Origin of the sequence: Lacipirellula sp. (assembly GCF_965279485.1) — a bacterium.
GTDB lineage: Bacteria > Planctomycetota > Planctomycetia > Pirellulales > Lacipirellulaceae > Lacipirellula.
In genome coordinates, this window is record NZ_CBDIIC010000002.1 from 4,785,296 (window position 1) to 4,807,395 (window position 22,100).

The 22,100-nt window shown below is 61.0% G+C and carries 14 protein-coding genes; 8 read left to right on the top strand and 6 right to left on the bottom strand.

All coding sequences use genetic code 11. From position 1 onward, the window contains the following. The first annotated feature begins 239 nt into the window (after positions 1-239). The 5 genes from cimA to ACQY7R_RS26670 all read left to right on the top strand — a co-directional run bounded on the left by cimA (position 240) and on the right by ACQY7R_RS26670 (position 9,862). Complete coding sequence (gene cimA / locus ACQY7R_RS26650) at positions 240-1,802, top strand: citramalate synthase (RefSeq protein WP_428308579.1); 1,563 nt, start codon at positions 240-242, stop codon at positions 1,800-1,802. A 169-nt stretch (positions 1,803-1,971) separates the two neighbouring features. Continuing rightward, positions 1,972-5,295, top strand: a complete 3,324-nt coding sequence (locus tag ACQY7R_RS26655) for a valine--tRNA ligase (RefSeq protein WP_428308580.1) — start codon at positions 1,972-1,974, stop codon at positions 5,293-5,295. A gap of 192 nt (positions 5,296-5,487) precedes the next feature. Continuing rightward, positions 5,488-7,101 carry a hypothetical protein gene (locus ACQY7R_RS26660; RefSeq protein WP_428308581.1) on the top strand — a complete coding sequence of 538 codons (1,614 nt, stop codon included), beginning with the start codon at positions 5,488-5,490 and terminating at the stop codon, positions 7,099-7,101. Between the two features lie 306 nt (positions 7,102-7,407). After that, positions 7,408-8,076, top strand: a complete 669-nt coding sequence (locus ACQY7R_RS26665; protein ID WP_428308582.1) for a hypothetical protein — start codon at positions 7,408-7,410, stop codon at positions 8,074-8,076. Positions 8,077-8,233: 157 nt separating this feature from the next. After that, positions 8,234-9,862, top strand: a complete 1,629-nt coding sequence (locus tag ACQY7R_RS26670) for a flotillin family protein (RefSeq protein WP_428308583.1) — start codon at positions 8,234-8,236, stop codon at positions 9,860-9,862. A 21-nt stretch (positions 9,863-9,883) separates the two neighbouring features. On the opposite strand, the gene ACQY7R_RS26675 is transcribed toward ACQY7R_RS26670, so the two are convergent. From ACQY7R_RS26675 to ACQY7R_RS26685, 3 genes are all read right to left on the bottom strand, one after another. After that, positions 9,884-12,142: a M56 family metallopeptidase gene (locus ACQY7R_RS26675; protein WP_428308584.1), complete on the bottom strand. Its 2,259-nt coding sequence runs from the start codon at positions 12,140-12,142 to the stop codon at positions 9,884-9,886. Then, positions 12,139-12,516, bottom strand: coding sequence for a BlaI/MecI/CopY family transcriptional regulator (locus tag ACQY7R_RS26680; RefSeq protein ID WP_428308585.1), 378 nt, complete (start codon positions 12,514-12,516; stop codon positions 12,139-12,141). The genes ACQY7R_RS26675 and ACQY7R_RS26680 overlap by 4 nt, the downstream gene beginning before the upstream one ends. Positions 12,517-12,761: 245 nt before the next feature. Continuing rightward, positions 12,762-13,103, bottom strand: coding sequence for a tetratricopeptide repeat protein (locus tag ACQY7R_RS26685; protein WP_428308586.1), 342 nt, complete (start codon positions 13,101-13,103; stop codon positions 12,762-12,764). A 430-nt stretch (positions 13,104-13,533) separates the two neighbouring features. Here ACQY7R_RS26685 and lpxA point away from each other — a divergent pair, with 430 nt between their 5' ends. Then, positions 13,534-14,397 carry an acyl-ACP--UDP-N-acetylglucosamine O-acyltransferase gene (gene lpxA / locus ACQY7R_RS26690; RefSeq protein ID WP_428308587.1) on the top strand — a complete coding sequence of 288 codons (864 nt, stop codon included), beginning with the start codon at positions 13,534-13,536 and terminating at the stop codon, positions 14,395-14,397. 215 nt (positions 14,398-14,612) lie between these two features. Here the strand turns inward: lpxA and ppdK are convergent, their stop codons facing one another. Further along, positions 14,613-17,282 (bottom strand): pyruvate, phosphate dikinase, encoded by a 2,670-nt coding sequence (ppdK, locus tag ACQY7R_RS26695; RefSeq protein WP_428308588.1) that lies wholly within the window; start codon positions 17,280-17,282, stop codon positions 14,613-14,615. Between the two features lie 355 nt (positions 17,283-17,637). On the opposite strand from ppdK, the gene ACQY7R_RS26700 reads away from it, so the two are divergent. Then, complete coding sequence (locus ACQY7R_RS26700; RefSeq protein ID WP_428308589.1) at positions 17,638-18,228, top strand: lysostaphin resistance A-like protein; 591 nt, start codon at positions 17,638-17,640, stop codon at positions 18,226-18,228. 585 nt (positions 18,229-18,813) lie between these two features. Next, a complete protein-coding gene (locus ACQY7R_RS26705) occupies positions 18,814-19,383 on the top strand; it encodes a Uma2 family endonuclease (protein WP_428308590.1) in 570 nt (189 codons plus the stop codon). A gap of 2 nt (positions 19,384-19,385) precedes the next feature. On the opposite strand, the gene ACQY7R_RS26710 is transcribed toward ACQY7R_RS26705, so the two are convergent. Then, positions 19,386-20,066: a class I SAM-dependent methyltransferase gene (locus ACQY7R_RS26710; RefSeq protein ID WP_428308591.1), complete on the bottom strand. Its 681-nt coding sequence runs from the start codon at positions 20,064-20,066 to the stop codon at positions 19,386-19,388. 206 nt (positions 20,067-20,272) lie between these two features. After that, positions 20,273-22,003 (bottom strand): hypothetical protein, encoded by a 1,731-nt coding sequence (locus ACQY7R_RS26715; protein WP_428308592.1) that lies wholly within the window; start codon positions 22,001-22,003, stop codon positions 20,273-20,275. Between the last annotated feature and the right edge of the window lie 97 nt (positions 22,004-22,100).

Consider the following 22,100-nt stretch of genomic DNA (forward strand, 5'->3'; position numbering starts at 1 on the left):
TTTAATGCCCGTAAAGCAGCCGCTTTCGAAGACTCGCCTCACGACGCCGCATGGCATCGTCGCGATTAGCATTATTATTCGGGAGGTCCGGCCTTAAGGGTTGATGATCGAAACCTTCGATTTACCAGAACCCTGAGGCCAAAAGGCCCCAGGGTTTTTTTGTTTGTAGCGGTCAGCGATCAGCAGTCAGCAAGACTGCATTGGCTGAACGCTGACAGCTGAACGCTGAAAGCTTTCCTATGCACATCCAGATCTACGACACGACGCTACGCGACGGGGCCCAGGGCGAGGGCGTGAGCTTCTCGTTGGAAGACAAAATCCTCATCGCGCGGCGGCTCGATGAATTGGGGTTCGACTACATCGAAGGGGGCTATCCTCTGTCGAACCCGAAGGACGCCGAGTTCTTCCAACGCCTCGCGGCGGAACCGCTCAAGCGGTCGAAGCTCTGCGCGTTCGGCATGACGCGGCGCCGCGGGATGAAGCCGGCCGACGATCCGGGGATGAAGTGCTTGCTCGATGCCAAGACGCCCGTCGTGACGATCGTTGGCAAGACGAGCGATTTCCACGCGACGGAGATTCTCGGCGTCTCGCTGGAAGAAAACTTGGCGATGATCAGCGAGACGGTCGCCTACTTGGTGAGCGAAGGCCGCGAGGTGATCTACGACGCCGAGCACTTCTTCGATACTTGGAAGTCGAATCCAAAATACGCCGCCGAGACGATCCGCGCCGCGGCGAAGGCCGGCGCCTCGCTCATCGTGATGTGCGACACCAACGGCGGCACGCTGCCGGAGGAGATCGAGCGGATCACCAAAGAAGCGTCGGTCACGGTGAACGTTCCGCTGGGAATTCACTGCCACAACGACTGCGAACTGGCGGTTGCCAATTCATTGGCAGCCGTCGACGCCGGCGCCGTGCAAGTACAGGGCACCGTCAACGGCCTCGGTGAACGCTGCGGCAACGTCGACCTCGTCTCCGTGATGGGCAACCTCGCGCTCAAAAAGAAGGGCTACGAAGTCCTCGCCGGCGACGACGTCCAGCACCTCGCCGAGCTGTCGCGTTACGTCTACGAAGTGGCGAACATGAACTTCCGCAACGGCCAGCCGTTCGTCGGCGCCAGCGCGTTCGCCCACAAGGGTGGTATGCACGTCCACGCCGTGGCGAAGGCGGCCCACAGCTACGAGCACATCGACCCGGCCGCCGTTGGCAACGAACGCCGCATCTTGGTGAGCGAACTGTCGGGCCGGTCGAACATCATCGCCCTGGCGACGAAGCATAACCTCGCGCAAGACAAAGAGCTGATGACCCGCGTCCTCGACGAGATTGTCGACCGCGAGAACCGCGGCTACCAGTACGAGGCGGCTGAGGCGTCGTTCGAACTCTTGGTGCGGCAACTGGCAGGCGACTTCCATCCGCACTTCAAGCTCGACCGCTACCGCGTCTCGGTTGGCAGCCAGTCGAACGAGACCGTCACGGAAGCGACGGTGAAGCTCGCGATCGGCGACGACCTGTTCCTGGAAGTCGCCGAGGGCGACGGCCCGGTGAACGCTCTCGATGCGGCGCTGCGCGGGGCGCTGGTGAAGCGGTTCCCGTCAGTGGCGACGATGCACCTCAGCGATTACAAGGTCCGCGTCATCAACGGCGAAGCCGGCACCGCCGCCCGCGTCCGCGTGATCATCGAAAGCCAGGACGACGAAGACAGCTGGACCACCGTCGGTGTCCACGAAAACGTCATCGAAGCCAGCTGGGGCGCCCTCGTCGACAGCATCGAGTACAAGCTGTGCAAGGACGACGGCGGTAAATAGTCGTCTGTAAACGCTGAAGCGACTCGGCAGGCGACCAGCTTTTGCTAAATTCTGGGCCAATTTGGGCCCCCTTTGCGCCTTTGCGCCTTTGCGTGAGAATCTTCTTAAACCAACTCTCACGCAAAGGCGCGAAGGCGCAAAGAATACATCCACAAGTAGATACGACGATATGAGCGACGATTCCCTCTCCGCCGCCGGCGAACTCCCCTCGCAGTACGACCACGAAGGCGCCCAGCGGCGTTGGTACAAGGTCTGGGAACAGCGAGGTTACTTCCACGCCGAGCCAGGCGCCAAGGATGCGGCCGGAAAAGTCAAACCGCCCTACACGATCGTCATCCCCCCGCCGAACGTCACCGGCGCCCTCCACCTCGGCCACGCGCTCAACAACACGCTGCAAGACATCCTCATTCGCATGAAGCGGATGCAGGGATTCAACGCCCTCTGGATGCCGGGGACCGACCATGCGGGGATCGCCACGCAGGCGGTCGTCGAGCGGCGGCTGCTCGAAGAGCAAAAGCTCTCGCGGCACGATCTGGGCCGTGAGGGGCTCATCGAAAAAATCTGGGAGTGGAAAGCCCAGTACGAAAAGCGAATCATCGGCCAGCTGAAGCAAATCGGCTGCAGCTGCGACTGGGAGCGGCTGCGGTTCACGCTCGACGAAACCTGCGCGCGGGCCGTCCGCGAGACGTTCTTCCGCCTGTTCCAAGATGGAAAAATCTACCGCGGCAAGCGGCTCGTCAATTGGGATACCTATCTTCAAACGGCCGTCAGCGACGACGAAGTTTTTAAGGAACCGGTGAAGGGGCACTTCTGGCACTTCAAGTATCCGGTGGTGAAGGACGCGAAGTGGAAGCAGGGCGAGCCGGAGTTCGTCACCATCGCCACGACGCGGCCCGAGACGATGCTCGGCGACACGGCGGTCGCGGTTCACCCCGACCCGGCGGCGGCATTTGACAAGGTTGGCGCTGAACTTCGCGAACGGCTGCTCGCCGCGCCGGCCAAAGAAAAGGGCGCCCTCGAAGAGGAGGCGACGCTGCTGCTCGAACGCCGCGCGCGGATGTTGCCGCATCTCGAAACCCTCCGCGATATGGCGCAGCGCGGCGTCATGCTCGAACTGCCGCTTACCGGCCGACAGATTCCGCTCATTGCCGACGAATGGGCGAAGCCGGAGCTTGGCTCAGGCTGCGTGAAAATTACGCCGGCCCACGACGAGAACGACTACGCCGTCGGCCAGCGCCACCCGGAACTGGGGGCGATCAACATCATGAACCCCGACGGCACGCTCAACGATGGCGTGCCGGAGAAGTACCGCGGCCTCAAAATGCACACCACCGCGCGGGCGGCGGTGATTGCCGATTTGGAGTCGCTCGGCCTCTTCGATCCCGAGAAGGATCGCGAAGACCGCGAGATCGAACTGCCGCATAGCGATCGTTCGAAGACGCCGATCGAGCCGTACCTGGCGGACCAATGGTTCGTGAAGATGGACGAGCTTGCCCAGTCGGCGATGGACGCCGTCACTGACGGGCGGGTGAAGATTACGCCGGAGCGGTATGGGAAGACCTATCTTGATTGGCTCGGCGAGAAACGCGACTGGCCGGTGGGACGGCAGCTGTGGTGGGGGCACCGGATTCCGGTGTGGCGGCTCCACGAAGATGGGAGCTCGCCGTCGCTACCCGACAGCGACACGCGAATGTTTAAGCTGCAAGCGTTGGAAGAGCAGGGCCGTGTTGCAATTCGTGTGTTCGGACTTCCGGTCACTGCGCAGTTAGTGCAGCCGGATGACGTCGTTGAAGAGGCTGCGTCGAACGATATCACCGTGTGTGTGCGTGGCGACGAAGACCAGGAGGCGATTTCGCTGCTTGAGTCAGTCGGTTTCAAGCAAGAGGACGACGTCCTCGACACTTGGTTCTCCAGCGCCCTCTGGCCCCACTCCACGCTCGGCTGGCCCGACGAAACGCCCGAACTCAAAGCCTTCTATCCGACGACCGCTCTGGTTACCAGTCGCGACATCATCACGCTCTGGGTCGCGCGGATGGTGCTCACCGGCCTCTACAACATGGGCGAGGTGCCGTTCTCCAGCGTTTACATTCACCCCAAAATTCTCGACGGCTACGGCGAGACGATGTCGAAGTCGAAGGGGAACGGCGTCGACCCGCTCGACGTAGTGGAGAAGTTCGGCGCCGACGCCCTGCGGTTCGGGCTGGCGTATCTCGCCACCGAAACGCAAGACGTGCGGATGCCGGTGGAGTTCGAATGCCCCCATTGCCAAACGCTCATCGCGCAGACGAAAAAGAATCGCACCCTCGTGCGAATCGAGTGCGACAAGTGCGGCAAGCCGTTCCGCACGCAGTGGGCCGAATCGCACGGCAAGGACGAGGACAAAGCCCTCCCCCGCGGCGCCGTGGTAAGCGACCGTTTTGAACTCGGTCGCCGCTTCTGCAACAAATTGTGGAATGCCAGCCGGTTCTCGCTGATGAATCTGCAAAAAGCCGCGACCGGTGGTCGCGGTGCGGTGTCCGAGGATACGGCGATCGGCAACGGTTCGAATGCGAGTGCGAATACGGAAAAAAATACAAATGCGAATGCGGGGACCGCGACCACCGGTCGCGGCTTTACGCTGGAAGACCGCTGGTTGTTATCGCGGTTGGCGACGGTGACCAACGAAGTCACGCAAGCGATCGAGGCCTACCAATTCGCCGACGCCGCGCGTCTACTATACGCCTTTGCGTGGAACGACTTCTGCGACTACTACGTTGAGATGGCGAAGGCCCGGTTCGGCGTGCCGGAGCAGCAGGAGACCGCGCAGCGGGTGCTCGCGCATGTGCTTGATGCGTTGTTGCGGTTGTTGCATCCGATGATTCCGTTTCTGACGGAAGAGGTTTGGCAACTTTTTGGGCAGGTTGTGGAAGACCGGGGGCTTGAAGCCCCCGGCTCGCAGGGGCGCAAGGCATCGGAGTCGGTTTGCATTGCGGATTGGCCGGTAGCGGATACTGCGCGGATCGATGCGGAGATTGAAACGCAGTTCGCCGACTTCCAGGCGGTGCTCGGCGCCGTACGCGAGTTGCGGATGGGGCAAAACATCGCTCCGCGCGAAGCGGTCGAGTTCAGCGTTCGCTGCGACGAGGCGACCGCCAAGCTCCTCGAACCAATGGCGCCCTATTTCCTGCAAATGGCGAAGGCGACAGCGCTCGCGTGGGGCCCGCAGGCCACCGCGCCGGAGACGGCCGCATCGAGCCAAGTCACCGGCGCCCGCGGCCCGATCGACGTCCATCTCGACGTTAGCCGCTTCATCGACGTCGACGCCGAGAAGAAACGGCTCGCCAAACAGATCGAGCAGTGGGAAGGTTTTGTGAAGTCGATGGCAGCGAAGCTCAACAACGAAAGCTTCGTGAGCCGCGCCCCGGCCGAGGTCGTCCAGCAACAACGTGAGAAACTAGCCGAAACGCAGGGCCTCATCGAATCGGCTCAGGCAGCGCTGAAGAAACTCGGCTAAGTCTGATTTCGGCCGCTCACGATAGTTTCTCGATAAATCGCGATTGGATCGATTTCTCCCGCCCTGTTTCGTGCTGCGCCGCGATAAATTTGTGTCGCGCGATGCGGGAAGTTATTATTGCGGTGCTACCGGCTGGCCATTCGGCCCAGGCGATATTCCACACGACTCTAGTCGACTAACGCGATGCGGCACATGACGACGCGCAAGACTTTGCGGCAACTTATCCTCTTGTTAGCGTTCCTCACAGGATGCGCTCAGAACGAGGGGGTAAAAACGGCCAATGAGCTCCTCAGCTCAATGCAGGCGGTCACTGCGATTTTGAAGTCGGTGCAAGATCCAGCCAGTGCGCAGGCGGCGGCGCCGAAGTTGGGGCCTGCCTATCAGCAGATGATCGACGCACTCGACAAAATGGTCGCTTACGAGCAGAAGAACGGGCAGGTTCGCGCTCTCAAGGGAACGATCAGAGATTTGGAGCAAAAGGTGGCGACGTGCCGAGCTGAGTTCGCCGCCGAGGGCGAACGCGTTAATGAGATGAAGGGACTGCCGGCCGAGTTTTGGGAACCGATGCGGCTTTACAATGCGAAGGTGCTGCTGGCCGGCCTGCGGGCCACTGGGCAGGCAGAGCCGGCGGCGATGGAATTGTTCAACCAGATTCTGGCGATCTACGAATCGATTGGAGCGAAAAACGTCGTTGAGTGCGGCGTCGCCAATGTTTTTCCGTCGAACAGAGCGGAGACGATTGAGAAACTGCGTAACCTCTGCGGAGACGGAGCGCAACTGATTGAATTCGACGACCCTGATAACTCTAACACGATCTTGGTCGTCATGGGGCCGGTGAACGACTTCGACGGCATGATCAAAAAGATCGACTTCGGCCAAGTGACCGAGCAGGAGAAAAACCGCGGCCAGTTCGAAGTTGCGCTGACGCCCTCGCCTCATCAGGAGACGCTGCAAGCGGGTTTTCCTGGAGACGCGACGCAGCAAGCGGGCATGTCGCCGCATGCCGCTGAAGCACAATCGCGAGCCGAAGCGGCTCAAGCCGAGGCGATGAAGCATCATGAGGAAGCGGTCGCGCGGATGCGAGGCGAAGTTGCGCGGATGGGAGGCGATACCAGCCACTTTGACAGCATGCCGAGCATCCGCGGCGGTGGAAGCGGCGGTCGGCTCGACGAACCGGACGAATCGGATCCCGACTACCACAAGAAGTTGGCCGAAGCCCTCAACGGCGGCGACGAGTTTCAGAAGCGGCGGGCCATGGAGAAGTTGCTCGACGTCGAGCCGTCGAACGTCACGGATAAGGAAGTCCGCGCGAAGATCGCCCGCGGGTTTCGCGAAGTTGCGTTCGATTCGCCCTTCCATCAAAAGGATGCGGTCGAAGGCCTCGTCCTTTGGGGCGGCAAGCATAGCGTGCCGCTGCTGATCGAGTTGATGGAAAAGAACAGTCGGACGAGCGTCGACGACTCGATCTACGACGGCTTGGCGAAGCACCCGACGCCTGAAGGCGCCGAAGCGGTGGCGTCGCGACTGACGAACTTTTTTGATCGAGACAAAGCGGCTTCGTGCTTAAAGAAGATGGGACCCGACGCCGAGGAGGCGGTCATCGAAGTCGCCCCGATCGACGATATCGATGTGAATCTGTTTGCACTCGACTTCCTGAAAGATCACGGAACGGAGAAGTGCTACGCCCTCTTACAACGGGCGCGGAAGAGCCCCAACCCGCAGATCAAGCAGGCGGCCATGGACGCGATTCGCGAGGTGCGATTGCGCGAGAAGGAAGGGAAGGGGGAGGCGAAGCCGGCGGCGTAAGTTCAGCGCTCCAGCCTTCGCTTGCCCGACGGCCGTTTCGACGATTTCGGCCGGTAGTCTTACTTCCTGTCGAGTCGGCGCCCCAAACATTGCTGCAGCTATTTCGATTCCTCAGATTGGCGGCCAAATGACCGGCTTCGATCCCGAAGCAGATGGCGTCGGAGTAGACTTTGAAGAGCGGGAATTTCCCCAAGACTTACCAGGGGCCGGCGAATAGGCTGTCAATTAACAAGCAGAATTGCTAGCGGAAAACTCCGCGGCTGGCTTGCCGTCAGTCGCGCCGCTTTGCGGGGAGGGTAGAAGAAGATGCTAGGAACTATTTTCCTGTTTGCGGCTGCCGTCGGTGGAACGGTGATGGTCTGCCAGTTCGCTCTCACGCTCATGGGAATGAGCGGCGATGGCGCCGACGGGCACTTCAGCCATGACGGAGCGGATCTCGGCGCTGACGGAGGCTTGGGCGATATTGGCGACCTCAGCGGCGATGCCGCCAGCGAGCACCACAATAGCTGGTCGACCGCGGCGGACGGCGTTCACCATCACGACAGTAGTTGGTTGTTTAGCGTCATTTCATTCCGCACCTTGATCGCCGCGGCGGCGTTTTTCGGTGTGGCAGGCCGGGCGGCGCTTGCGATGGGCACGAGCGACCTGACGGCCCTGCTGCTGGCGCTGGCCGCCGGTTGGGGAGCAATGTATGGAATGTACTGGTTAATGCGGTCGGTCGGCCGGTTCGCGTCTAGCGGCAATGAACGCATCGGCAATGCGGTTGGCCGGCGAGCCACCGTTTACATCCCAATCCCAGCCAATGGACAGGGAAAGGGGAAAGTTCAGGTTTCAATTCAGAACCGCATTGTAGAATTTCAAGCGGTTACTGATGAAGGCGAACGGCTGCGCACCGGCGAATCGGTGGAAGTGATTGCCGTCGACGGAAGCGATTTGGTTCGCGTCCGTCGCGCCGTGGAACCTGTGAATGCGTGATCGCGAAGCGCGTCTCGAAATTGTCATGTTGAAACGACGCTGCGGACAGCATTTTACTCGCAGCGAGTTGTATCCGAATCATAAGCGCCAGGGCTAAAAGCTGGCTTCACACTCGTCGCCGGTCGCCGGCGGCGGGAATCACGAGGGGAGTGCTGCAATGATGGAAGCGTTCACGATGCTGGCCTTTTTTGAACTCAGCGGCGAAGCCATGTTCTGGCTAGCCGTATTGATTGCGTTTGTCGGGATCATGTTCTTCTCTTCAGTGATCCTGCTGAAGACCAATTACAAACGCTGCTCCAGCAACCAGGTCTTGGTGATCTTCGGCAAGACCGCGCAAGGTCAGGCCGCGAAGACCGTTCACGGCGGCGCCGCGTTCGTTGTGCCGCTCATCCAGGACTACCGCTACCTCAGCCTCGAACCGATCCAGATCGAGATCCCGCTCCGTGGCGCGTTATCGATCGAGAACATCCGCGTCAACGTGCCGAGCGTTTTCACCGTCGCCATCGGCACGCAGCCCGACGTGATGACCAACGCGGCGATTCGCTTGCTTGACTTGTCGGTGCAGGATATTCGCAAGCAAGCCGAAGAAATCATCTTCGGTCAGTTGCGCCAGGTGATCGCCTCGATGGGAATCGAAGACATCAACCGCAATCGCGATACGTTCCTCGAGCACATTCAGAACTCGGTCGAGCCGGAGTTGAAGAAAATCGGCCTGGTGCTGATCAACGTCAACATCACCGACATCACCGACGAGAGCGGCTACATCGACGCCATCGGCAAGAAGGCGGCTTCGCAAGCGATTCAACAAGCCCGCGGCGACGTGGCCGATCAGGAAAAGCTCGGCGAAGTCCGTGTGGCCGACGCCGATCGCGAGAAGGCGATCCAGGTCGCTAGTGCTACGAAACTCAAGGAAATCGGCACCCGCGAAGCACAACGCGAGCAAGCCGTTCGCTTGGCTGAACTCGTTAAAGAGCAGACGATTGGCGAGCAAACTGCCGCCTATCAACGCGACATGCAGGTGAAAGAAGCTGAGCAGTTGATGCGTATTTCGGTGGCCGACGCGAATGCGAAGGCGGTCGACGGCGAAAATCAATCGGAAGCTAAAATCGCCGCTTCGCAGGCGACGCTCCTCGTGCAAAAGGCCGAGGCCTACCAGAAGGGCGAAGTCCGCAAGCGCGAGGCCGAGGCGGCGGTAGCAGAAGCACAGCACCGCGCCATGGCGAAGGCGGCCATCGCCAACGCCGAGCGCGTCGAAGCGGAAGAGCGGGCGAAGTTTGAAGCCCCGGCCAAGGCCCAGAAGGCCCGCATCCTCGTCGACGCCGCGGGCGAAGCCGAACGTCGCCGCTTGGAAGCTGAGGGCGAGGCGGCGGCGATTTATGCCAAGCTCGAAGCAGAAGCTCGCGGTCAATATGAAATCCTCGCCAAGAAGGGCGAAGGTCTCAAGCAAATCGTCGAAGCGTGCGGCGGCGCCAAAGAGGCGTTCCAGCTGATGATGCTCGAACATCTAGACAAGCTCGCCGAGTCGAGCGCCAAAGCGATCAGCAACATCAAGTTCGACAAGATCGTCGTGTGGGAAAACGGCGGCGCCAATGGCCGCTCCAACACCGCTGATTTCCTCCACAAGATGGCCGGCACGCTTCCGCCGATGATGCAGGTGATGCGCGACATCGGCGGCGTCGATATCCCCGAGAGCCTAGCCCGCCTCGCGGGCGAAGAACCGGAGAAGCCCGCGACTAGCGACCGCTTCAAAGTCGAAGAAAACGGCGAGCCGGCGCGCAAAGTGTAATCGCACCACAGCAGCCGCGGGTCAACGACCCGCCGGAGCGATGTTCACTACGCTTGCTGCCTCGTCGTGCGTCGTAGACGTTTCCTCCGTCAACGACTGCGGCGTCAGCAACACGTAAAAGAACTCGTCCTGGTCGGCTGCCGACAAGCAGCCGACCAGCAGCGACTCGCCGTCGGCCAGTTCCTCGGCCACGGTGACGTCGCGACGTTTGACGCGTGGGTTCTGGATCGTGATTGTTTTGCCGCGATGCGTCGCAGACGTTTCTGAGACGGATTCAACGTCGGATGTGCGAATGTGAGCTTTGAGTTCCACTCGCTTTCGATCCGTGCTATGGGTTGCGCGGAAGCGCACTCGCGAACCGACTTCCACGAATTCGATCTTTGGTTGGTAACCGCCCGAATGTCCGTCTTCGCCTTCGATGTAGTCGACGCCGATGACGAAGGGGCGTTGCGCGCAATCGGCTAGAGTTGCCGTTTGGCCGTTGAACACTGTTACCTTGGGCGGCTGCGGGAGATTTCTCGGCGGACCGTTTTGAGAAGCCTTGATGAACGCTGCGGCTTGCGCTTGATCGAGCTTCGAGACGACGATCGGCAGATGTTCGTCAGTCGCCGTGGCAACATGCGAGAGCGTCCCATTCGAGACGTTTGTCAGCGGCAAATCCGCACCGCGGTCGTCGGGGAAGGCTTCGAAACGCTCCCATGACAACTCCATCTCGGCGGCGAGGTCGTGATTTGAACTGATGAGGCGCGTCTCGACGCAGATTTGAGTTAGTCCGGCGTCGCCCCACGCCGCGAGGCTGGCGGCTAGTTCTTCGTGCAGTGACTCTGGCGCATATGCGTGAAGCGTGGCCCCCTCAATACGAAAATGATGCTTTGGTTCTTGCAGCGGATCGAAGGAGCGAGCCGGAGTTAGGTAAGGCGGCTGCGGCGGATTGAACATGACTGTAAGCAACGACTTGAGATTGACGGTTGGGGCAATCTCTGGTTCGTCGATTGCAAGCTGTCGGAAGACGCGCGTGAGATCGTAAGATTTTGCAACGAGCGGACCGCGAAACCTGGCGAAAGGAGCCTTTCGCTCGATATCGACGGCATGCGTCATCACGATCGCGCCGCGTGCACGCGTTTGGGCCATCCATTCGGCGATCGTGAGCGGCTGCTGCGCAGCAGCCGCTTTTGGAAGGTTAGCGTCGGTGAGGCCGCTCCAGGCCGTCAACCCAATCAGAGCGGCTGCGCCGATCGCTTGCCAACGCGAGCGCCGTTCCTGCCAAGCGTGCAGCGCAATCAGGCGACGGCGGATGGCCCGATGAAATGGTGACGACAGAAATCCCAACATCGAGGCTTGCAGTGCGACGCGCCAGCGGCGGCCCGCCGGTTGTCGCGCAGCCATGGAGACGAGCAACTCGCCGTAGGCGCGACGTTGCGTCTCGCTCATTCGCGATGCGACAAAAGCATCGCAAGCTTGTTCGCGGAGCGACGCGAAGCGGCGGGCGGCGACCCAATAAACAGGGTTCCACCACTGCATCGCGCGGACGAACGCGAGCAGCCAGTTCGCTGCAAGGTCGAAGCGGCGGAGGTGGGCCAGTTCGTGAAGCATGACCATCCGCAGGTGCTCGTCGCTCCATGCGGCTGCGTCTTCTGGAAGCAGCAGTCGTGGACGAAGCACGCCAATCACGGCCGGTTGCTGGATGCTGGCGAAGACGATAATTTCCGGAATCCGTTGCAGGCCGGCAGTTCCGCTGGCATCGATCCAAAGTCGCAGCAGGCGTCGATCGTCGCAACGCATGGCGAGTCTGAGCACGCGCCGCACCTGCCAATGTCCGACAGCCGTCGCCGTGAGTACTGCCATCGCTCCGCTGAGCCACAGCATTCGTAGGACGTCATCCTCGCTGAAAAGTCTCGCTGAGGGAGTCGAGATCGCGGCGGGATAGTACTCCGCCGGCGGTGCAATCCCGTTGGTCGGAGGCCGGTCTGATGAAACCAGCAACCCGGCGTCGTTTGCAGCGCCTTCAAGGTCTTGAGCGACGATTGGTTGTTCAGCGAATGAGGCGAAGCGTTGCAGGCACCAAGAACTATGAGGAGCGGTAGGAATAACCAGCCGCATCAGCACGAGAGCCCACAGGAGTCCGAGTTGGCCGGCCGTTAGCCAGCGTCGGCAAGCGAGGTTGATCGTTAGCACCACCGCCGCAAGTAGCGCTGCCGGCAGCGTCGCTCGGGCAGCGAGTCGCATTCCCACTTCGGCGACAGAAACTACGGTTTCGATCCACGACACCGGACTGTTCATCGCTTCTTCTCCTGCTGATCGAGCAATTGGCGAAGCTGTGTGATTTCAGCAGGCGTTAGTTTTGAACCGCTGATGAAATGGGCCAATAGTTGGCCGCGGGCGCCTGAGAAAACTCGTTCCAGAAATGAACTGCTGGCCTGCTTGATACAATCTTTGCGCTTGGCCTGCGCCCGGTAGACGTACCGGTTCCCCTCGGACTCGTAGGCCAGCACCTGCTTTTTGACGAGGCGATGGAGCATTGTCCGCACGGTGGCGGGCGCCCAGGCGCAACGATCTTCAAGTTGGCCGATAATCTCTTGCGAGGTAATCGGCTCGTCGTCCCAGACGACGTTCATCACTTGCCATTCGGCGTCGGAGATAGAGACTTCAGGCATCGAGCGGCTCCGCGGTTTGTTTACGAATGTAAATAACTACATTTGTAAACAAAGTCAACGCGAGCTTGTCGTGCATGTATCCTGCAGCCGCGGCTCAACGAGCCGCCGGAGCGCACCGGCAGAGAGACTCCGTCATCGGATGGCGTGACGGGGTGGGCAGGCGCGGCGCAGGGGAGGGGCTGCGTTGAGTGGGAATCGCTCCGGCCGGTCGTTGACCGGCGGCTATCAGTGGCTGCGCTTACGGCTTAATGCCGGTGCTGGCTCATCATGCGGCTGCGTTCCATCGCTTCTTCAGCGAGGCGGATGTAGCCCATTTCGTTCGTGCCTGCGTAAGCCCGCTGATAGGTGACGCTGAGCGCCGTGTAGCTAAACGGATCAGTCGGTTCGATCTCCGTGACGCGGACCGCGTGCTTGATCGCCTCCTCATGGCGACCAAGTCGTTGGAGGACGACCGCCAGGGCTGAGTGGGCGAGAGCGTAGTTGTCGTCGAGGGCGGTCGCTTGCTCGAGCTTGGCGACGGCTTCGTCAAGATTGCCGGCGGACTTCAGCTTGTCAGCTTCGTCATAGAGTTTTACTACGTCAGACATGGCCGCTTACTTCTATCGGGGGACTGGGGGGAGCGGACGGTTGCGGGCGACCGCAATGATATACGGAGAAGCCGTAATAAGCAGCTACCGTATTCAACAGAAAGTTTACCGCGCGGCAGACGAAATAGCACGGGGTGATTTGTTCTTAGTTGTTTTCAGCTAAGAACTTACGTGCAATTCCACGCCCCATTGGCCAGGTGGACGGGGTAAACCGCAGATTTCCTTCGGACGGGTGGTCGAATTATTCGACAGCGACGAATCCTGCTTCAATCGCTAAGCCCGCACAAACGGAAAGACCGATACAAGCGATACCGGCGTGGAGACGATGGATTCCGCCGTACCGACGCCGAGCTAGTTAAACCCTGCACTAGCTCGTTGGGCGCCGCGCTAAACGACAAAAAATCGGCACAAATCGAGGACCCGACCCGTGATGATTCACCCAACCGCCGTCGTCAGCCCGCGGGCTGTCGTCCACTCCAGCGTGGAAATTGGTCCGTTCTCGATCGTCGAAGCGGACGCGGTAATCGGGCAAGGGTGCAAGCTTGCGGGCCGGACGACAATCAAGTCGCACACCATCCTCGGTCGCGACGTGGTCGTCGGCGAAGGCGCCGTGCTCGGCGGCCTGCCGCAGCACATTAGCCCGCCGGAGAACCCTGGCCGCGTGATCGTTGGCGAGCGGACCGTCATCCGCGAGAATGTGACCATTCACCGGGCGATGATCACCGACGGCGAGACCCGCATCGGCAGCGACTGCCTGATGATGGTCGGCAGCCACGCGGCGCATGATGTTCGCGTCGGCAATCGCGTGATTATTACGAACAACGTCCTCCTCGGAGGGCACGTGCAGATCGGCGACCGGGCGGTGCTCGGCGGCGCCGCGGCGGTTCATCAACACTGCCGGGTCGGTCGGCTGGCGATGGTCGGCGCCTGTGCGAAGATCGTGCAAGACGTGCCGCCGTTCGTGTTGACGGACGGCGAGATGGGCATGATCGTCGGGCTCAACCGCGTTGGGCTGCGACGCTCGGGCATGACCCGCGAAGAGGTCGATTCGCTCAAAGAAGCTTACCGCTTGATCTATCGTCGCGGTTATCTCTTTGATGAAATGGTCGCGACGCTGGCCAAAGAGCATCCGACGGGGCCGGCCACGGAACTCAGCGAGTTCTTCACCGGCGGCAAGCGCGGCTTTGCTCAAGAACGCCGCAGCCCGCCGAAGGCGACGATTCGGATTCATGCCGCAACGGACGATCTCGAAGACGAGGATTCGGCCGGCGAGCTGAAGCGTAAGGCTGGCTAAATCAAAGCGGAATTCATTGTCGCATTTTAGCCCCGGGCTCCGCCCGGGGGTAGCACTTCGCGCGACGATGCGTACCGGTATAGATGCCGATCCCCGGGCGGAGCCCGGGGCTAGAGCGCGGCGAACGCCATCCGCTCAATCCAACAAAAAAGCGTCGTGCGAAGCAAGGGCTTCGCACGACGCTGTTGTTGTCCTTCGACGTGAGCCGTCGACGCTTACTTGGCAGCCGCCAGGGCTGCTTGAGCAGCCGCGAGGCGGGCGATCGGTACGCGGAACGGGCTGCACGAGACGTAGTCGAGTCCTACCGTGTGGCAGAACTTGATCGACGCCGGGTCGCCGCCGTGCTCGCCGCAGATGCCGCACTTCAGGCCCTTCTTCACCGAACGGCCCTTCGTGACGCCCATCTCGACCAACTGACCGACGCCGGTGACGTCGAGCGATTGGAACGGATCCTGCGCCAACAACTCGTTGTTGATGTAGTCGGGCAGGAAGGTGTTGATGTCGTCGCGGCTGAAGCCGAACGTCATCTGCGTCAGGTCGTTCGTGCCGAAGCTGAAGAAGTCGGCTTGCTCGCCGATTTGGTCGGCGGTGAGCGCGGCCCGCGGAATCTCGATCATCGTGCCGATGAGGATATTCAGCTTGCCGGTGAACTTCTTGGCTTCCTTCACCGCGTCGATCACGGCTTGGGTCTGATCGCGGAGCATCTTCAACTCAGCGGCGGTGCCGACGAGCGGAATCATGATCTCGACCTGCGCGTCGATCTTTTTCTCAACGCAGGCGATGGCGGCTTCGACGATCGCGGTGACCTGGGTTTCCAGAATCTCCGGGTAGGTGACCGCGAGGCGGCAACCGCGGTGGCCGAGCATCGGGTTCTGCTCGTGCAGCTGGGCGACGCGGTTCTTCACGAAGGCTGGCGAGACGTTCAGTTCCTTGGCGAGTTCGCCTTGGGCCTTGGCGTCGTGCGGCAGGAATTCGTGCAGCGGCGGATCCAGCAAGCGGATCGTGACCGGTAGACCCTTCATCGCGGTGAACAGGCCGACGAAGTCCTTACGCTGCAGCGGCAGCAGATTCTTCAGGGCCTTCTTGCGATCTTCGAGGTTGTCGGCGAGGATCATCGCCCGCATGGCGACGATGCGATCGCCTTCGAAGAACATGTGCTCGGTGCGGCAGAGGCCGATGCCTTCGGCGCCGAACTCACGAGCCCGCTTCGCGTCGGCCGGGGTGTCGGCGTTCGTGCGGACCTTGAGGGTGCGGTACTTGTCGGCCCAACCCATCACGGTACCGAAGTCGCCCGAGAGCTTAGGCTCTTGGGTGGCGATTTCGCCGACCATCACTTCACCGGTCGAACCGTCGATCGACAGCACATCGTTGTGGGTGAAGGTCTTGCCGCCGACCTTGATCTTGCGACCCTTCTCGTCGATCTGGACTTCGCCGGCGCCGGCAACGCAGCAACGACCCCAACCGCGGGCAACGACCGCCGCGTGGCTGGTCATACCGCCGGTACTGGTGAGGATGCCGGCCGCGAGATGCATGCCGTCGATGTCTTCAGGGTTCGTTTCCTTACGGACGAGCAACACCTTTTCCCCAGCGTGAGTCCGCTCAACGGCCTCGGCGGCGGTGAAGGCGAGCTTGCCGACGGCGGCGCCTGGCGAGGCGGGGAGGCCAACGGTCAGGAGCTTGCCATCCTTCTTCGCGGCAGCCTTGGCAGCCGGGGTGAAGCTCGGCAGGAGCAACTGGGTGAGGTCGCCAGCCGGGATGCGCTGAACGGCGGTCTTCTCGTCGATCAGCTTTTCCTTGACCATGTCGCAGGCGATCTTCACGGCGGCGGCGCCGGTGCGCTTGCCGTTGCGAGTCTGCAGCATGAACAGGACGCCGCGCTCGATCGTGAACTCGATGTCCTGCACGTCCTTGTAGTGCTTCTCAAGAAGGTCCTTGATTTCGAGCAGGGCCTTGTGGATCGCCTTGTTCCATTTGGGCATTTCGGCGACCGGCAGCGGGGTGCGGATGCCGGCGACGACGTCTTCGCCCTGGGCGTTCACGAGGAATTCGCCGTAGAACTTGTTCTCGCCGGTCGACGGGTTGCGGGTGAAGGCGACGCCCGTGCCGCAGTCATCGCCCATGTTGCCGAAGACCATCGACTGCACGTTGACGGCGGTGCCCATCAGGCCGGTGATGTTCTCGACCTGACGGTACTTCACGGCCCGCGGCTGCATCCAACTCTTGAACACGGCTTCGATCGAAGCTTCGAGTTGCTCGAGCGGGTCTTGCGGGAAGGGCTTGCCGAAGTGCTTCTTGTAGACGTCCTTGTAGGCTTCGCAGAGCTCGATCATGCCTTCGAGCGGCACTTCGTTGTCGAGCTTGGCCTTGTACTTCGACTTGATCTTGTCGAAGGCGACTTCGAAGTGCTCGTGATCGACGCCCGAGACGACGTCGCCGAACATGTTGATCAGGCGGCGGTAGGAGTCGTAGGCAAACCGCTCGTTTTGCGTGGCGTTGGCCAGGCCGACGACGGCTTCGTCATTGAGGCCGAGGTTGAGAATCGTGTTCATCATGCCGGGCATCGAGGCCGCGGCGCCCGAGCGGACCGAGACGAGCAGCGGCGACTTGGAATCGCCGAACTTCTTGCCCGTTTCCTTCTCAAGGATGCCGACGTTCTTACGAACTTCGTCCATCAGACCCGGCGGAAGCTTTTGCTTGTGCTGGTAGTAGAGGCCGCAGACCTCGGTGGTGATGGTAAAGCCGGGGGGCACCGGCAGACCGATGCTGGTCATGTCGGCGAGGTTGGCGCCCTTGCCGCCGAGGAGTTGCTTCTGGGTGCTCTTCCCTTCGGTCTTGGTCTTGCCGAAGTAGTAGGCCATCTTGGTGGCGCCAGCGGTCTTTGCCATCGTTGTTAGTTACCTTGTGGGATCGATGAAAACGTTGAATCGTGGGCCGAGGCGCGACGGGCGCCGGCGACGGACCTGCTGCAAGAGCTTAGGTTAAACGTCGCCAAGGTTCGGCACTGCTGATGTTCGGTGGCGTCGGCCGTGACGGCGACGCGGCATGGGGGCGAGAGGCTGGTTTTCCAGGGATTCTCGCCGGCTGAAAACAAGCCCTACAGGCTAGCCAGGGGCCGGAAGAGCGTCAAGGCGGCGAGGGGGCGGTCGGCGGCTGTGTAGCCAGGGAGGTGGCGGCAGAGCAGGGTGTTCGATTCGAGTGGAGCGGCGGGAGGCGAGGGTTGGCTGCGGGGCGAGGCGGTTGATGAAGATTCAGCAAAACGTGGCGGGGATGGCGACGGCCTTTGAGGCAGGGCTGGGCGTGCTCGGCATTCTGCTTTGTTGGTGGTTCGAGATTCCGTTGCGGGAGCGGCTTGCCGTTTCGTGGGACGCGGCTGGCCGCAGCGTCGTCGCGATGATTCCAATGGCCGTGTTGCTGGTGGTGGCGATGCGTTCGTCGTGGCGGCCGCTGGCCGAGTTGCGGCGGCACGTGGCCGCAATGGTGGGAGCATGCTTCCGAGGCGCCGCGGTGTGGGAGCTCGCGCTGTTGTCGTTGGCCGCGGGGTTGGGGGAGGAGTTATTGTTCCGCGGGGTGCTTCAGCCATTGGCCGAGCGGTGGTGGGGGCCGGTGATCGGGCTGGCTGTGGCGAGTCTTCTGTTTGGCGCCGTCCATGCGGCGTCGGTGACTTACTTCGTCCTGGCGACGGGCGTGGGGGCGTACCTCGGCTGGCTCGCGCAGGCGTCGGGGGAACTCGTGACGCCGATCGTGGTGCACGCGGTTTATGATTTCGCGGCGCTCGTGTGGTTGCTGCGGGTGGTTCGCGATGATGCAGGCCGGGATGAGGCCGTGGGTTGATCGCGGTTGACGTCGTGTCGCATGGCGTCGTATCGTGAATGGGATTTTAGGCGACATTAAGTAACTGCGTTCAAGTTGTTTGGTACGTTGAGGTTAGCGAGTTGATGTCGCATTTTAATGTCGTGTTTGAGGCGACATTCGTTTGTGACCATGGGCGGGAACAGTGTCGCCCCTCCGGGCTCTGAAGTATTAGTTGGCCTCGGACCAGGGGCTTACGCCCCTGGCTACATCATGCCGCCCCATCGGGGCTGGCGGGTTTCGCGTCGTCGGTCCAGCGCTCTAGCTATAAGCGAAGGGCTCCTCGTTCTTGCGGAACTCTGTGATTCTCCTTCTGGAGCAACATCGAACCTACCGCATCCCATGGCTCTGCTCCACGGGCGATTTTCGGCCACTCCGCAGAGTTTTTTGGGGGAATGTCTTGTGTTTTGGTTGCTTTTTGGCGCTCTGTCGCTATGGTGGACTAATGTTCATTTTTGAGTGTCGTGCAAAACAGCTCGCTTCTTGGCGGGGGTTCGGCTTCGACCTGTTGGGCGACGTGGTAGAATTGAGTCGGTAAAGTTCTCACCCGCCTCCGGATGCCGAGAGATGTCGATCGCCCGCACCCACCATCGATTTTCGCTCGCGGATTACGAGCAGATGATCGACCAGGGCATTCTCACCGAGAATGACCGAGTGGAGCTGATTCGCGGGGAGATCATCGAGAAGATGTCGATCGGCGAGCTACATGCGGCGTGCGTCAAGAGATTGAACCGCATCTTCAACGTGCGGTTGGTCGGCAAGGCCTGCGTCGGCGTGCAGGATCCCGTGCGGTTGGGGAACAGTGAGCCGGAGCCCGACGTCGCGCTACTAACGCCTCGCGAAGACGATTATGCCGATGGGCATCCGGAAGCTGAGGATGTCTTACTTGTCGTGGAAGTGGCGGATTCGTCGCTTGAGTTCGATCGCGTCGTGAAACGCGGGATCTACGCTGAGAACGGCGTCGTCGAGTTTTGGATTTTGAACCTGCTCGACCGGGCGCTGGAAGTCTATCGCCAGCCGCAGGCAGATGGGCGTTACGACGACGTGCGAGTTTTGTCCGCTACCGAGACGACGGACATCGTGCGATTGCCGGGCGAAAAGTTTGTGGTCGCGGATTTCTTTCCGCCGCTGGGGTAGTGCTAGGCGTAAGCCACCCAACCGCAGAAGGCGAAGCCAGCGTAGAACTGGCTGACGTTTGCGAAACCTGCTTCGTGGAGGAGCGCTTCGTCTTGTTCGGGCGTGAGGATGTGCAGTCGCGCGTCGATCGCGGCAGCGGCGGATCTTGCTTGGTCAGGTTCCACGCCCGAGGCGACGGCGAACGCTGCGTAGCGTGATAGCCAGAGGGCTCGCTCCCCTTCGCCCTGGGGAAAGCTGAAATGGGCCGACACGTACGGGGCGCCGGGGGCGAGGCGTCGGCGGATTTCGCTCAGCGTGCGTTGTCGTTCTGCGGGCGACAGAAAATGCATCGTCAGCAGGCAGGTTGCCGCATCGAAGGGGCCGGACGGGGCGACGTCGACGACGCCTGTATGCAGCTTCACACGTGACGCGAGCGGGCCGAGGGTTTGCTTCGCCAACTCCAGCATCTCGGCGGCGGGGTCGACGCCCTCGAAGGTCCAGCCGGGATGGAGTTCGGCGAGGGCTTTGAGTTCGAGTCCGCCGCCGGCTCCGACGACGAGAACACGGGCCTGCTCTGGGGCGCGCTCCGCCAACAGGATGGCGGTCATGCGGTGGAGGTCGGCGAAGCCGGGGACCAAGCGGGGCGGGCCTGCGGCGTAGCGGGCGACGACGGCGAGATCGGAGTAGGGAGCGTGAGTGCTCATTTGAAGGCTGAATGCGTTGGCGTTGTGGAGGAGTTTGAGAAGAGGGGGCACGGCGGGGGCGGGACGCCCCGGCTCGCTGATTTTACGCTTGGCGCAACAAAAAAGGCGGCCCGACTCGCAGTTGCGAATCGGGCCGCCCCGAACCGTCATTGACCAAGCCTCACTATCGACTCAGGGTTTCCCCTCTGAGTCTTCCTTTACTCAGCTCAGTTGCAGCAGCTATCGGCAGCACCGCAGCTGGGCTCTTCAGCACAACCGCAGCTCGGCTCGCAAGCCACGCAGACCGGAACTTGCTTGCAGATGATCTTCGGGCAGCAGATCGTCTTGGTGTAGCACTCGGTGCGGGGGACGCACTTCATGACCTTGATCGTCTTCTGCTCGCAGACCGGCTTGCACACCGTGTAGCAGACGGTCTTCGAGCGTTGCTCAGGGACCATCTTGCAAACTTGGTAGGTGCAGGTCTTCTGCTCAGGAACCATGTGGCAGACCTTGTAGCAGCAGGTCTTCTGTTCCGGAACCATCGTGCAGACCTTGTAGCAGACGGTCTTCGAGCGTTGCTCGGGGACCATCTTGCAGACTTGGTAGTTGCAGGTCTTGGTTTCAGGAACCATCTTGCAGACTTGGTAGTTGCAGACGCGTTGTTCAGGAACCATGTGGCAGACCTTGTACTCGCAGGTCCGTTGTTCCGGAACCATCTTGCAGACCTGGTAGTTGCAGGTCTTGGTCTCGGCTACCATCTTGCAGACCTTGTAGCAGACGGTCTTCGAGCGTTGCTCGGGGACCATCTTGCAAACTTGGTAGTTGCAAGTCTTGGTTTCCGGAACCATGTGGCAGACCTTGTAGGTGCAGGTCTTCGTCTCAGGAACCATCGTGCAGACCTTGTAGCACTCGGTGCGGCTGCGGGTTTCGCAGACGGTCTTGCAGCAGTTGATGGTCTTCTCGATGCAGCAAGGAACCCAAACACGCTTGCAGCACTTGATCGGCGGGCCTTGGCAGGTCAGCGTCACGCACGGGCCTGGCTTGTAGACGCACTTGCACAGGCAAGCGTCCCACTCGAAGGTACCGACGCTGGCGACCGTCTTCTTGCAGACAGGGCGTTGGACTTCGTAGGTTTGCGTCGTCCAGTTGCCGCTCTTCACCTGGATCGTCTTGGTGTAGGGAACCTGCACCGCGACCTGGTATTGAACTTCACGCTGACGGGTTTCCCAAACCGGCTTGCAAACCGTGTAGCAGCGGGTCTTGGTTTCCCAAACCGGCTTGCAGACGGTGTAGCAGCGGGTCTTGGTTTCCCACACTGGCTTGCAGACCGTGTAGCAAACTTCCTTCTGGTGCGTTTCCCAGACCGGCTTGCACACGGTGTAAGCGCGGGTCTTGGTTTCCCAAACCGGCTTGCAGACGGTGTAGCAACGGGTCTTGGTTTCCCACACTGGCTTGCAGACCGTGTAGGTGCGTTGGTGCGTCTCGTACACCGGCTTGCAGACGGTGTAGCAGCGGGTCTTGGTTTCCCAAACCGGCTTGCAGACCGTGTAGCAAACTTCCTTCGACCGCGTTTCCCACACTGGCTTGCAGACCGTGTAGGTGCGGGTCTTGGTTTCCCACACCGGCTTGCAGACCGTGTAGGAGCGTTCGCGGGTCTCGTACACCGGCTTGCAGACCGTGTAGCAGACTTCCTTTTGGCACGTCTCGGGTACCATCCGAGTGACGTTGATCACTTTGTCTTCGCAGACGCGGTCATAGACCGTCCGCGTGCAGGTGATCTCTTTTTGTTCGTAGACCTTGCAACGCACTGTTTTGTAAACAGTGTGGCAGTCTTGTTGGTGGCTACAGGGGACGACCCCGCTGTAACGAGCAACACCGCAGTACCCAGCCCAAGCCGGCGACGCCAGCATAGCCATGGCGAAGACTGCGAGCGTCGCTTTACGCAATTGCGCTCTCATTCCTTTGCCTCCCTTACCTGTGAGTCGACAGAGACTCGTGTGTAAAACTAGACGGTTTGGTCAAGACGGAACGTTTTCCCGTCCCCAATAGATTCGG

Bases quoted from the DNA above. Each gene is read 5' to 3' on its own strand.
- cimA (WP_428308579.1), top strand. From the start codon at position 240: ATGCACATCCAGATCTACGACACGACGCTACGCGACGGGGCCCAGGGC.
- ACQY7R_RS26655 (WP_428308580.1), top strand. From the start codon at position 1,972: ATGAGCGACGATTCCCTCTCCGCCGCCGGCGAACTCCCCTCGCAGTAC.
- ACQY7R_RS26660 (WP_428308581.1), top strand. From the start codon at position 5,488: ATGACGACGCGCAAGACTTTGCGGCAACTTATCCTCTTGTTAGCGTTC.
- ACQY7R_RS26665 (WP_428308582.1), top strand. From the start codon at position 7,408: ATGCTAGGAACTATTTTCCTGTTTGCGGCTGCCGTCGGTGGAACGGTG.
- ACQY7R_RS26670 (WP_428308583.1), top strand. From the start codon at position 8,234: ATGATGGAAGCGTTCACGATGCTGGCCTTTTTTGAACTCAGCGGCGAA.
- ACQY7R_RS26675 (WP_428308584.1), bottom strand. From the start codon at position 12,142: ATGAACAGTCCGGTGTCGTGGATCGAAACCGTAGTTTCTGTCGCCGAA.
- ACQY7R_RS26680 (WP_428308585.1), bottom strand. From the start codon at position 12,516: ATGCCTGAAGTCTCTATCTCCGACGCCGAATGGCAAGTGATGAACGTC.
- ACQY7R_RS26685 (WP_428308586.1), bottom strand. From the start codon at position 13,103: ATGTCTGACGTAGTAAAACTCTATGACGAAGCTGACAAGCTGAAGTCC.
- lpxA (WP_428308587.1), top strand. From the start codon at position 13,534: ATGATTCACCCAACCGCCGTCGTCAGCCCGCGGGCTGTCGTCCACTCC.
- ppdK (WP_428308588.1), bottom strand. From the start codon at position 17,282: ATGGCAAAGACCGCTGGCGCCACCAAGATGGCCTACTACTTCGGCAAG.
- ACQY7R_RS26700 (WP_428308589.1), top strand. From the start codon at position 17,638: ATGAAGATTCAGCAAAACGTGGCGGGGATGGCGACGGCCTTTGAGGCA.
- ACQY7R_RS26705 (WP_428308590.1), top strand. From the start codon at position 18,814: ATGTCGATCGCCCGCACCCACCATCGATTTTCGCTCGCGGATTACGAG.
- ACQY7R_RS26710 (WP_428308591.1), bottom strand. From the start codon at position 20,066: ATGAGCACTCACGCTCCCTACTCCGATCTCGCCGTCGTCGCCCGCTAC.
- ACQY7R_RS26715 (WP_428308592.1), bottom strand. From the start codon at position 22,003: ATGAGAGCGCAATTGCGTAAAGCGACGCTCGCAGTCTTCGCCATGGCT.